Below are 12484 nucleotides of genomic sequence, written 5' to 3' on the forward strand. Positions count from 1 at the left end.
AAGTTTATGGTTGATATAGACTTTTCCTGTCTTTTTGTTTTTTGTAGTAATAGTGGCTATATGCATATTGTTATTATAATCCAGAGACACTGTTGTGTCAATGGCATAATAAAATAGGGTACTACATTGGTAATTTTGATGTTTTTGGACTGTTTATGAATACATGAATGCAGTAATGGTGCGGCTTATATCCAACCCATATTTATCCAGAGGGGTGTTTTGGGCTAATTATGATCTTGGGGAGGGGAAAGTTGGGTTAAGAACCTGGCATCCAGGGCGCTGGCGATGAATATCAAGAGACTGTCCGCCGACTGGGAAACCGTCTATGGACACCCGATCGTCATGGTAGAAACATTCGTGGATCACAGCCGCTTTAAAGCCATCTGTTATCGGGCTGCCGGCTGGGTTCCCTTAGGCACGACAACGGGTTATGGCCGTACAGGCGGCATCTATTACTATCACGGACAGTCAAAAACCGTCCTTGTAAAACCGCCGCTCAAAAATGCTGCCACAATTCTCTCCGCCCTGTTTCTTCCTTCAGAACTGACGGGAGGAAAACGAGCGATGGTCGATTTAAACACGGTTTCTATTGAAAGCAGGGGAGGATTGCTGGATTACCTGGCATTGCTGAAAGACTCCCGAAAAAGCGTGGTATCCGGCACTCCCGGATCTTTATTATGGCGGTGGCCATCTGTGCCCTCCTTTCTGGAGCAAGATGCTTTAACTCTATCGGTGAATGGGCATCCTGTCTGAACCAGGAAATGCTCAAACGCCTGGCCCGCCTGTCCGGCAGGCAGGGGTGCTGGTACAATGAAAGACTTGAAAAATTCGTCCCGCCAAGCGAAAAGACCCTGCGTCTGACACTGAAAAGAGTGGATGGCGATGAAGTTGATGACCTCCTTGGCCAGTGGCTGCTGTCCCAATCACAAGCCCGGGCGGCGGCTGTTGACGGCAAGACGTTGCGTGGCTCCTCTGTGGCGGATGGTAAACCGGTTCACCTGGTATCGGCCTTCCTGCAGCGTGAGAAAATAGTCATCGGCCAGCGACAGGTGGATAAAAAAAAGCAACGAAATTACTGCATTCAAGCCCCTTTTGGAACCGATAGACCTGAAAGGCAGGGTCGTCGCCGCCGATGCTATGCACACACGAATTGAAAAACATACTATTAAAACTGTTCCTGTAAAAAAGGGACAGACAAATTTCCCTTACGCCGCCCAGTTTGCCAGGGCAGAAAGATTATTCACGGATTTGCACGGCGAAAAGCCGAAGAAAGATATCCAATTTTACATTACCAGCCTATCTGCTGAAGAAGCGGATTCACAAGCGTTGCTGGAAATAATTCGTGGTCAATGGTCAATTGAGAATTCCCTGCATTGGGTCCGGGATGTAACATTTGACGAAGACCGTTCTCAGATCAGGATAGGTTCGGAGCCTCGTGTATTTGCCTCTATTCGTAATTTGGCAATCAGTCTTTTGAATCTGCAAGGGTTAAAGAAAATTGTCAGCACCATACGTAAATTTGGGTGGAATCGCGAGCTTGCTCTGTCACTGATTGGCGTTTAGCGTGACTTTGCCGGAGACCTGATACTTAATCCCTCCGCAGAGCCTCTATGGGGTCCATTTTAGCGGCCTTGTTGGCAGGCAGCAGGCCAAAGATGACGCCGATGCACGCAGAGAAGGTAAACGCCAGCAGCGCTGTCCACCAGGAGACTAAAGGAGGCCACTTGGCCACTTTGGCAATGATAAAAGCTCCGCCTATTCCCACCGCCATACCGATAATGCCCCCCAGCACGCTCAAAACCACGGATTCAATCAAGAACTGGACAAGGATATCCTTCCGCCTGGCCCCCAGGGCTTTGCGGATGCCTATTTCCCTGGTCCGCTCTGTAACGGACACCAGCATTATATTCATTACTCCAATGCCGCCTACGAAAAGGGATATTCCGGCTATGGCGCTGATTATCAGAGTCATTATGCTGGTAACTTTGCCGGCCGACTGCTTTATCTGCTCCATGCTCTGGCTGGCATACTGCACACCCGGGTGGCGGCGCTCCAGCACCTTTACCGCCTGCTCCATGGTTTCCTGAACCTTTTCTTTGGAAACTGCGCTTCCTTGAATGCTACTGATATAGGATCCGTACATATTGCGCCAGGTCTTGCCCGGTATATAAGCATTGACATTTTCACTAAAGCCGAAGATAGACTCGCCTTTGGCCACCAGCCCTATAACCAGAAAAGGGGTGCTGCCGATACTGACCATATTCCCCACCGGATCAGCGCGTCCGAATATTTCGTCCGCCAGCGCCTCGTCAAGTACGGCCACGCGCCGGCCCAAGCCGTCGTCCCCGCTGCTGAAAAAGCGCCCTTCTTTCATAGTCATTTTACTGATAAAGGAGTAGTCGGAGGACACTCCCTGCACAGTGCAATACTTTTTTTTCTTCGGCCCCCGCACATTATCCATATTAGAACTGTTGGCGGAAAGATGAGTGATACCGGGCAGTCTTTCCTTTAATACCTGCACATCGCTGGCGCTGAACCCCTTGAAGTTGGATTCACCGCGCCAATCAACACTGATGAAAAATATATTGGCGCCCACCTTCTCCATTTCGGCCATCAAGACAGCCTGGCCTCCCTGGCCGATGGCCACCACCGCGATTACTGCCGCAATGCCGATGACTATACCCAGGGTGGTCAGAAAAGAGCGTAATTTATTGGCCTGAATGCCCTCTAAAGCTACACGGATGCTCTCCAATAAATTCACCTGGCATCCTCCCTTAAGGCATCAGATTCTCCCGTTTGGGCAAAATGTGCCTCTTCAGAAAGGGCGACAGGAACTGATCTTTCACTGGCCTGAATTTTATTTTGGTTCCTCACAGGCAGCTTTTTCAACTGTTCCACAGCATCCAGGGGGTTTTCCACTCTCTCATCGTCCACCAGCCTGCCGTCCCGGAAGTGAATAATTCTTGAAGTGTGCAGGGCAATATCCCTTTCGTGGGTTACCAGCACTATGGTAGCCCCGTTCCGGTTTAGATCCTGAAATATAGCCAGTATCTCCTCCCCGGAGGTGGTGTCCAGGTTGCCTGTGGGCTCGTCGGAAAGCAATACCGCCGGTTCATTAACCAGCGCCCGGGCTATGGCCACCCTTTGCACCTGACCGCCGGACAGCTGACTGGGACGGTGATTGATCCTCCCGGCCAGCCCCACTCTCTCCAGCATCGCGGTTGCTCTTTTTACTCTTTCTCTCGCGTCTATCCCGGCATACAGCATGGGGATTTCCACGTTGCGAAGGGCGGTCATCCGGGGCAGCAGGTTAAAATTTTGAAAAACAAAGCCTATCTTCAGGTTGCGCGCCTTCGCCATGCCGGTGTCATCCAGGCTGCTTATTTCTACTCCGTCCAGTTTGTATGAACCGGAGGTAGGTGTGTCCAGGCAGCCCAGGATGTTCATCAGGGTTGATTTCCCGGAGCCGGACGGTCCCATTACGGATATAAACTCACCGGCTGCAATCTCCAGGCTCACATCTTGCAGCGCCACTACCTGGCTCTCCCCGGCGCTATATATTTTAACCAGTTGGGATACCTGAATCATTATTTATCCCCTCCGGCCGCAGGGACATTATTCAGCGCCGAAACCCTGACGCCATCCTTGATCTTTTCACCGGGTTCCACAATTACCGTCTCGCCTTCCTTAAGCCCGGTTTTTATCTCCGTATATAAATCGGTATCCAGGCCGGTTTCCACTTTCCTTTCCCTGGCTGTTCCGTTTTCCACAACGTAAACGATATGCTTTCCGTCTTTTTCAACCACGGCCTCGTAGGGCGCCGCCAGCGCCTTCTTTATGTCCGCGGTGGTGATGGTCAAATCCACGGTGTAGCCTGTGCGAAGCCCTTTGGAGTCACCGGTTATGTTTACAATCACCGGCACTTCAATTTGGCTGCCCTGGTTTCCCGTTTCAACAAGGGCGCCGGGTGAAACACTGCGCAGCACACCGGTATACTCACGGTCGGGCAGCGCCGCGGCGGTTACTTTGACTTTTTGACCGACATTCAACCTGCCGCTGTCCGCCTCACTCACCCCGGCGGTCACTTCCACTTTAGCCGTATTGCCGATGGTGATGAGCCTGGTGCCGGGATTAATGTGATCACCCTCGGAAACTTCCACGGCTATTACAACACCGTCCATTTCCGCTGTGAGAGTGTTTCTTTCAAACTCCCGCTGGGCCAGTTCCATCCGGATGCGGGCCTGCTCCACCTGTGCTTTGAGGGCGGCCAGTTCGGGTCCGGTGGGACCTGATTCTTTTATTTTCAACGCAGCCTCTGCATTTTTGTATGCCGTTTCCATTGTTATCAGTCCAAGCTCTGCTTCTTCCAATTCCTGAGAACTGATAATCCCCTGGTCATAAAGCTGTTTATTTCTCTCTACTTCTTTCTGGGCGTTTTTGTAATCAGCCTCAGCCTTTTTAAGGTTTGCCCTGCTCTGGGCTATTTCCTCCGGCCTGGGATGCAGCGCGTCTTCCAGGTTTGACTGCTGTACCGCATAGTTGGCCTCGGCCTCACTAAGCTTGTCCCCGGAATCACCGGCGTCCAAAAGTCCCAGCACCTGCCCCTCGCGCACAGGATCTCCCGGATTGACCATTATTTCTTTTACCGTTGTTTCCTCATAGCTGTAGAATTCCTGCTTTTCCACCAATCTCACTCTGCCTGTAGCAAATACATTATCCTGCAGGTGTCTTATCTCCGCTTTGGCTGTTTTTACCGGTATACTAGCCGTTTTTTTATTTCTGACCAGGTTGATGGCCACCACTGACACAATAAGGCCGAGGATCAGCGCCCCGGCCAACAGCTTTTTTCCGAAAATGCTGCGAAACAAATCTGCGTTTAACTTCAATGCAACTGACTCCCCTTCCTTTTACACCTACCCCGTTGAAAAGCAAACCAACCGGTTTGTTAATCCTGTTTTAGTTTTTATCTTAATTATTAAAATGCAGCTTTATTTAAAGGAGTAAGAAAAGCCGCGGCGAGTGCATATACATAGCACCTGCCTACATCCCTACGGAAGCGGTAAATGCCTTACCTGAAAGAAAAACCACGGCAATTATATACAGAACCCACAGCGCTCCAATATACACAGCTGTTTTTTTGAAGGCGACTTTCATGGCCAAGGAACTGCCCAGCACCAGCAAGACCAAGCTCCAAATAAAAAATGGATCTATCTGTGAAAGGAACATGTACAACCTGTCGTTTATCTTATCTACCGGCAGGAACAGCGCCAGACTTGTGCTGATATCACGCATATTCCGGGCCGGGGAAGACATTATCAAGCCGGTTTTTACAATAGAAGCAATCATAACAGGCAAATATGCATAAACACTTACGCCGAACAACATTTTAAAGGATGATTTTCCCCCAATGGAGGAATTAAACAGACTTAACAGCGCCGCCAAGATCAGCCACGTGATTAGCGGAGCGGCTATTGAACCCGCCAGTACCGCCACCGTTGCAGCAGTAACAGCCGTGCTTGCAGCCGACGCAGGCATGCTGGCGGCATTCGGCAGATTCTGCAAAGTCAAGAGCGTGAACTCCTTTATTTTAGGAAGAACCAGTATGGCAAGGAGCAGACTTATACCCAGGAGGAGAATAATAATTCCCGTTAGTTTTGGTGCCGCGATAATGTCCTCAAAAGTTTTCCTGGGTCCCCCCCAGAGTATTCCGGCAATTCTTTGCCACAGGTTCAACGGTTTGGTGATTATCTCATTCGTTAAATCGGTCTCAGGGGTTATATTTGTTTCCATAGATCACTTCTCCTTCAATATTAATTATTAAAGTCAATTGGTTTATTTTTGAAATTATCAAGCTGATAAATGTTCTTTGTTATTAAATAAATAATAACATATTATTTTTAAGATAATTGTCGGATCTTGTTATAAAAGATATTTTTTTTTCTTATTAAAGCGCCTCTATTTATAAGGCATCATTGTCGATATTTGACGGAATATTTGTCAAGGAAAAACTTTTTGTTTGTCGAATGAATGATAAGAGAAAGAATAAGAGAAAGAGGTGGTTTTTTGGATGGTTTTTTTGGAGCTACAATGATTATACCTTTAATAGGAGTTTATGTTTTCTTTGGGGTAGTAGTGTGGAGATTTATGAGAGCTCATGAATCAATTGCGGAATCCCTCAAGAACGTGGCAGAAAATCTTAAGAAGGAGCCGTAAGGCTCTTTTTGTTTTACAGATAATGGAGTATTATCAGGGAAAACCAGTCACACGAAGGAAAAGCCGTGCCGGGGTAGGGATTGGAGGAAGCATGGATATCACAGGAAATTATGTTGAATCGGATATCCCCTTAAGCCGCATATCAACCATTGATGTTTGTGAAATGGGGATAAAAAAACACAATGTGGCAGCCTTAATAGAAGTGGATGTTACAAAAGCGAGAAGACTTATCAAGGATTATAGAAATAAAACTGGAAAGAGATTGTCCTTCACACCTATTTGAATGCCAAAATATCTTTAAAACGATCAATTATTAATAATGGAAATTAATTCTATAACTATATCCCAAAACATGTTTGAGGAGGGTGCAGTATGAATAGATCGTGGGTATGCCGAGCAGTCGCATCCCACCATCTTTCTTCGGTATTTCCACACCCCCTCACCGATTTTGGAAAATAACTTCCTGATGACATCCGGTTCCACAGTTTGTAAAGGTTGTCCTTGAGTCTTTCTTCATACTGCTCAATGTTAATACCATCTACGCCTCCGGCTCCATGGCTCGCCTTGACCAGTTTGAAGGACTCCATTACTTCATTCTTCGAGATTGCAAACGACTTCCCTTTCTCCATTCAATCCTCCCATTACCTGGTTGTTTGTACTTCGAAAGTTGAGATGGCGGAGTCCCTTCGCTCCACCACCATTACAGTGGCTTCATCACTACTACGAACTCCTCCGCGTTCAAGCCTAGACATCACTACTATCACCCTCGCTTTTTATGGCTTGTGGCTTTCGTTTGTCATTCTGACTCGGACTTCTCCTGTTCCCTACAAGAGCCTATGCCATGCTCCTGCCGCCTTTACGCCGGCAGCCATCCGATCAGCACACCAGGTCGCTTTCGGATTCCTATCCCTCAGGCCAGCAAACCTTTGGTTTCGACTGCATCTATGTGCTTTCGACGCTTAATCAGCGATTCATTTTCATTCAGCTTCATGGCATCTACCTGATGGGCACTTCCCACCTTTCCCACTGCGCTCAGCACCATGACTTTTGACCATAGCACCCAGTGGCGGTTTGCAACCTGCACCTGATTACCGATTGCGAAGGGCCTGCCTCCATCTCCTATAGAGCATGCTTTCGGACCTTTTCTCTTCCTCCTTTCCCTTTTTGTCCTACTAACTTCAGGACACACTGCTGGGCGTACAACAAAGAAAACGGCTCTGCAGGCCGTTTTCTTGATAAAGCCAAATTGCCCTTTTTACCTTTCCGCTTCGCAGGCGACGGGTGCGTCCCGTCTACCATCGCCTTGATATTTTGCGTTTAACGGAGGGAATATATGGGCATAGTCGATTCCGCCCGCTTCCTTGAGAAATATGGGCAAATGCATTTGCGCATTGGACTGGCTGATGTGCACATTGGCAATTGGAAGCTGCCAGGCTTCAATGGCCGGAGTGACATCACCGGTACTGTGGAGGTGGGCCACATCAAGGGTAGTCTGCAAGCTATTGCTGCCCACGGCCTGAATGATTTTCCTGATATCGGTTTCCGTCAACACAAACTCCTTGGGCCGTTTTTCCATATTCTCAATGCCTATCACAAGGTTTTTGCTTTCCGCCTTATGGGCCAGCGCAGCAAAGGCAGCGATCTGGTAATTCCATACCTCTTGGTTTGACACTACTTCTTTTTCTTCGGAAAGCCTTCCGGGATGCACGGTAATAATCCCGGCCTCCAAATTGCCTGCATATTCAATAGCAGAAAGTACTTGTCTTAAAGACGCCTCCCGGATAACCCGGTTGGTAGAAGCAAGATTGACATCGCGCGTATCCATATGTATTTGGCAAATCAGACTAGCCCCAGCCGCCATTTTTTTTAGTTTTCTGACAGTGATTCCGCTTTCTTGCACTTGATTCATCCAGAGTTCAAGACCTTCAAAACCGGTCTTGGCGGTGTAGTGAATAATTTCTTCCAGATTAAAACTTTGCATTATTTTAGATGATATAGCGAGCTTAAGCAATTTCGTTATTTCCTTCTTGTAGTGTAATGGCTTTTTGAATGGTTATGAACACCTGATCGCCGGGTTTTAACATATTCCGGGTGTCTGCTTCGGCTCTGATCTCAGATCCGCTTCCGATATCAATTCCGTATTCGAAATAAGAGCCGTAGTAACTGCAGTAAGTAATCGTACCCGGCAATCCGGCAAAGCGGGCGGAAGTGTTGCTGCGCTTAAGATGGGCCGGGGAAATTTTTACCTGTTCCGGACGAAAAAGAAAAGTTCCCTTTACCTTTATCCCTTCTTGCACGCCTTCGAGCGTATCTACCGGAAGAAATTGTTCCCCCGTAATCATGATCACAGGGGTATCCTCAAAAGAAGCGATTCCCTGAAGTATATTAGCCTTGCCTACAAAATCGGCAGAAAAGTAATTGGCCGGTTTTTCATAGATATCGCTCGGACTGCCCTTTTGCATAATTTCCCCCTGTTCCATCAGGACGATGGTATCTGACAAGGCCATAGCTTCTTTCTGGTCATGGGTTACATAGATCACGGTTATGCCGGTGCGGCGCCAGATAGCATCTATTTCCCGGTACATTTTTTCCCGCAATTTGGCATCCAGGCTGGATAAAGGTTCATCCAGCAACAGTATAGCTGGTTCCACGACGATTGCCCTGGCAATAGCCACCCGCTGCTGCTGTCCTCCGGACAATTCATGGGGATATCTTTTTTCCAGACTGGACATATTGACCAGATTAATTGCTTCGCCAACTTTGCCGGCAATGTGCTGCTTATTCATTTTGTGCAATTTTAAGGGGTAGGCGATATTTTCAAAAACAGTCATATGCGGCCAAACTGCATAGGATTGAAAGACCATGCCGAGGTGACGCTTCTCCGGAGGAGTATTAATTCCCTGCTTTCTAGAAAATACCGGTTTGCCTTGGAGATAAATTTCACCATCGGTCGGTTCCACAAAACCGGCCAGCATGCGCAGAATCGTTGTCTTACCACAGCCCGAAGGGCCAAGAAGCGAGACAAACTCTCCCTTTTCGAGCTCTAAACTGACATTGCGGACCACGTTATTATCCTGATAGCAGTTCACTGATCGTATGAGCAAAAACAAGAATCCAGGAAGACAGGATGCTTCTTTTGATCTGGGGCAACAACACATCCGTGACACTCCTTAACCAATTGGCGCCGGAGATTCTGGCTGCCTCCTCAAAGGAAGAAGTGACTTGGATCATAGCCGCTGACACAGTCCGGACAACAAAAAACATATAGCGGGCAACGTAAGCAATCAGAATAATCCATAAGGTACTGAAGAGATAAGCAAAAACAGGGCAGCAAATAGAAAGAGGGGAATTTTAAGCCCGCCCAGTTTCAGCAGGGTCTGTTCCCCGTTTCCGGCCTGGACTATATGCCGTCCCTGTTTGACGGTCCGGTCTTTCAGCCACAAGCTGAGGATTGCCACGACAAGCAGGATTACGGACATCGCTGAGGCTGCTTCAAAACTGTTTCCCCGGTAAAATTCTTGAAGAACCTGATAGATCCTGGTTGTCAGCACATAGTAAGAAACTTGAAACCCGAGAATCGCCGGTATCCCAAAATTGGAGATCTCCGTAATAAAAACGACGACGGCCGCCGCTAAAATTTTCGGCAGCATAATCGGAATCGTGATATCTTTCAAAATCCGAACCGGTTTGGCTCCGCAGACCTGGGCGGCTTCTTCCAGAGCCCGGTCCGTCTGCCGGAAAGCGTCCTCGGTCAGCAGAAACACGGTAGCGCTGCTGGCGGCGGTCATGACCAGAATAATGCCGAGCGGACCATAAATAGTAAACAACGGTTCGCCTGTGCCTGCTATCGCCATGTATAATTTATTGAAATAACCGGCCGGATTGAATAACTGCTGCCAGGCCATGGCATAAATAAAGGGAGGAGTGAAAAAAGGAATGACGGCAAGCACTCTGAGGAAGCCGCGTCCCGGCAAATCGGTGCGGTTGGTCACATAAGCCAGTCCTGTTCCCAGGATCAGCGCCAGGCAAGTCGCTGCCGAAGCAACGGCAAAAGTGTGCAGGATGGCTTCAATATTGCGTTCGCCGCCAAAAACGTCGATGAAATTCTGCAAAGTCAATCCGCTTGGACCCTGGATGCTCTTCAGCAGCATGATCAGCATCGGATAGACATCGATCGCCAAGACCAGGAAGATTACCAATAAAAACAGGACGGATTTGCTGGTGAAACGAATTTTCATCCAGCGTTCACTCCTTACCCCACGATAAGTTTACTGCATATAAGGGATTTCATGAAAACAGGATTATTTGCCGAATATATTGCCGAATTTCGTATTGATTTCTTCCCTGGCTTCATTCAAATAAGCATCGTTGGATGGAAAAGCTTTTATATCTATCTTTAATGGAAGGAACGCCACTCGGCGGTGTTATATCCGATCTCACGGAAACGACATTTTGCTTGGTTAGCAGTTCCTGGCCTTCCTTAGAAAGAACGTAGTCCAGAAATTTTTTGCCGCCGTCCGCATTTTTGCCCCCCTCCACAAGGGCGATCGGTGATACAACCATGACTGCCCCTTCTTGGGGAATGACATAATCCACCGGAGAACCCTGGTCTTTCATGGCTTTGATCATGTAGTCCAGGACGACTGTCAGGGTAAATTCGCCCGAGGCCAGTTTTTGAACGGCGTCATTATTGGCTTTTACCTGGACCCCGCCATTGGCCTTCATTTTTTCAAAGAAAGTCCAGCCGAAGTTCTGGTTTGAAGCCAGATCGCCCACAAAAGTGTAAGAAGTTCCGCTTGATACGCTGGGCATCCCAATTTTGCCTTTATATTGGGGATCAAGGAGGTCATTCCAGCTTTTGGGCGGCTTGGTGTTTGCCGTGTTATAGGCCAAAACCATATTGATAACCCGCGATCCGTAATAGTAGCCGTCTTTGTCTTTGGCAGAAGCAGGCCGATAAACAACCCAAGGAAATTATTTCTTTTCATCTATTTTCTCTCCTTTATAATTTTTTTTCATTTGCATATTCAGCCATTCCAAATTGTTGATGGCGCCGGTTACTTTTGGTTCTTTTAAACGGGCTACCATAATTGCAACCGCATTGCACACAGCGATAGGAAAGGCTACGGAATTTAGAGATTTGTCGGGACCCCGTCTGATAACGATATGATCGTCAGCCCTTACAGCCAGCCGGGATAAAGAGTTTTCAGTGATGGCAAATACCGGACAGCCGACTCGCTTGGCGTAATCTATGGCTGTCAGAAGTTCCTCATAAATACGGCGAAAGCCTATGACTACCAGAGCATCTTCCCGTTGCAGCGATGTTAAGTTCTCAGCGCATTCATAACCTCCTTCGTCCAGGGCTTGGACACGAACTCCCAACCTGCGTAATCTGAATTTCAGAAATCCTACCAAGGTAGTAGCAACTCCCATGCCGGCAATATAAATGGTTCTAGCTGAAGATATAAGGTGAGCTAGCTTCTCCAAAGCGCCATAATCGAGCTCTTCCATCTGGACTGAAAAATTGTCCATTTCCTTTTGAAGCAGAACCTTCATCAGCTCATTATCTTTTATCGGTTCCTGCAGCGTGTGAATGATTCTTTCCTTGATTTCATAAGATTTCATAATTTCGGTCTGGCAAAAACTTTTCATTTCGTTATAGCCGTTGAAGCCGATGGCCCGGGCAAAACGGATCAAGGACGCTTCGGAGACATAAAGGCGGCTGGCGCATTCAGTAATGCGCAGCATGAAATACTGCTGCGGCTGTGGCAGAACTGTTTCCGCAATGGCTTTTTGTGTTTTGCTTAAATTAAGGTAATTTAAGCGGATGGCATTTTGAATAGTTTTCATCAGGTTGAAAGTTCCTTTTCATTATTTTTGAAACATTGAAATTGCAATTTCAGCCTTATTATAGATCAGTAAATGTTAACCCAGGATTAAGCCAAGTTAAAGTTTGTGTAAAATTATGGGACATTTTATGCTTCCCGTTACTATTCACAGTCCTATTTAATTTCCATTCATGAAATAGAATGTTCTTTATCAAATAAATAACATCACCTATTCAATAGAGAAAAGGATAAAAGCGCGGCAAACGCAACATCAAAAGAAATAAATGCCGCGCTTTTTTTGATTAAAATTTTTAAAAAAACAGAACTCCAACCATCCGATGTCGAATATTGCATTATGAAAATCGCGGTGGAAGGAAATTCGTATGGAATATCGGACAAGGCCTGAAATAACAGAAGATAAGGTTGAACAGATCAGGGGCATC

The 12484-nt window shown here is 47.3% G+C and carries 14 protein-coding genes and 1 pseudogene; 4 read left to right on the forward strand and 11 right to left on the reverse strand.

Features of this window, described 5'->3' with window-relative positions:
- Positions 1–285 precede the first annotated feature (285 nt).
- The 3 genes from DEH07_05155 to DEH07_05165 are packed head-to-tail and all read left to right on the forward strand — an operon-like array spanning position 286 to position 1563.
- Positions 286–753: a hypothetical protein gene (locus tag DEH07_05155; protein ID HBY03926.1), complete on the forward strand. Its 468-nt coding sequence runs from the start codon at positions 286–288 to the stop codon at positions 751–753.
- The gene (locus tag DEH07_05160; protein ID HBY03927.1) at positions 678–1154 is read left to right on the forward strand and encodes a hypothetical protein; all 477 of its coding nucleotides are present in this window, start codon (positions 678–680) and stop codon (positions 1152–1154) included. The genes DEH07_05155 and DEH07_05160 overlap by 76 nt, the downstream gene beginning before the upstream one ends.
- On the forward strand, positions 1054–1563 hold the full coding sequence (locus tag DEH07_05165) for an ISAs1 family transposase (protein ID HBY03928.1): 510 nt from the start codon (positions 1054–1056) through the stop codon (positions 1561–1563). Before DEH07_05160 ends, DEH07_05165 begins: the two co-directional genes overlap by 101 nt.
- 25 nt (positions 1564–1588) lie before the next feature.
- On the opposite strand, the gene DEH07_05170 is transcribed toward DEH07_05165, so the two are convergent.
- The 4 genes from DEH07_05170 to DEH07_05185 form a co-directional block, all read right to left on the reverse strand.
- A complete protein-coding gene (locus tag DEH07_05170) occupies positions 1589–2761 on the reverse strand; it encodes an ABC transporter permease (GenBank protein HBY03929.1) in 1173 nt (390 codons plus the stop codon).
- Entirely contained in the window at positions 2758–3591 is an 834-nt protein-coding gene (locus DEH07_05175) for a macrolide ABC transporter ATP-binding protein (GenBank protein ID HBY03930.1), read from the reverse strand. Before DEH07_05175 ends, DEH07_05170 begins: the two co-directional genes overlap by 4 nt.
- Positions 3588–4886: a hypothetical protein gene (locus DEH07_05180; protein ID HBY03931.1), complete on the reverse strand. Its 1299-nt coding sequence runs from the start codon at positions 4884–4886 to the stop codon at positions 3588–3590. Before DEH07_05180 ends, DEH07_05175 begins: the two co-directional genes overlap by 4 nt.
- Before the next feature lie 154 nt (positions 4887–5040).
- Positions 5041–5790 carry a hypothetical protein gene (locus DEH07_05185; protein ID HBY03932.1) on the reverse strand — a complete coding sequence of 250 codons (750 nt, stop codon included), beginning with the start codon at positions 5788–5790 and terminating at the stop codon, positions 5041–5043.
- 445 nt (positions 5791–6235) lie between these two features.
- On the opposite strand from DEH07_05185, the gene DEH07_05190 reads away from it, so the two are divergent.
- Positions 6236–6496, forward strand: a complete 261-nt coding sequence (locus tag DEH07_05190) for a hypothetical protein (protein HBY03933.1) — start codon at positions 6236–6238, stop codon at positions 6494–6496.
- A 30-nt stretch (positions 6497–6526) separates the two neighbouring features.
- Here DEH07_05190 and DEH07_05195 read toward each other — a convergent pair.
- The 7 genes and pseudogenes from DEH07_05195 to DEH07_05225 form a co-directional block, all read right to left on the reverse strand.
- Positions 6527–6842, reverse strand: a pseudogene (locus tag DEH07_05195) (reverse transcriptase).
- A gap of 626 nt (positions 6843–7468) precedes the next feature.
- Positions 7469–8224, reverse strand: coding sequence for a hypothetical protein (locus tag DEH07_05200; protein ID HBY03934.1), 756 nt, complete (start codon positions 8222–8224; stop codon positions 7469–7471).
- Positions 8217–9371 carry a polyamine ABC transporter ATP-binding protein gene (locus DEH07_05205; GenBank protein ID HBY03935.1) on the reverse strand — a complete coding sequence of 385 codons (1155 nt, stop codon included), beginning with the start codon at positions 9369–9371 and terminating at the stop codon, positions 8217–8219. Before DEH07_05205 ends, DEH07_05200 begins: the two co-directional genes overlap by 8 nt.
- Entirely contained in the window at positions 9283–9549 is a 267-nt protein-coding gene (locus DEH07_05210; GenBank protein HBY03936.1) for a hypothetical protein, read from the reverse strand. Before DEH07_05210 ends, DEH07_05205 begins: the two co-directional genes overlap by 89 nt.
- A complete protein-coding gene (locus tag DEH07_05215; protein HBY03937.1) occupies positions 9498–10451 on the reverse strand; it encodes a hypothetical protein in 954 nt (317 codons plus the stop codon). The genes DEH07_05210 and DEH07_05215 overlap by 52 nt, the downstream gene beginning before the upstream one ends.
- Positions 10452–10563: 112 nt before the next feature.
- Positions 10564–11118: a hypothetical protein gene (locus DEH07_05220; GenBank protein HBY03938.1), complete on the reverse strand. Its 555-nt coding sequence runs from the start codon at positions 11116–11118 to the stop codon at positions 10564–10566.
- 69 nt (positions 11119–11187) lie between these two features.
- A complete protein-coding gene (locus DEH07_05225; protein HBY03939.1) occupies positions 11188–12063 on the reverse strand; it encodes a hypothetical protein in 876 nt (291 codons plus the stop codon).
- Positions 12064–12484 lie beyond the last annotated feature (421 nt).

Origin of the sequence: Desulfotomaculum sp. (assembly GCA_003513005.1) — a bacterium.
GTDB lineage: Bacteria > Bacillota > Desulfotomaculia > Desulfotomaculales > Nap2-2B > 46-80.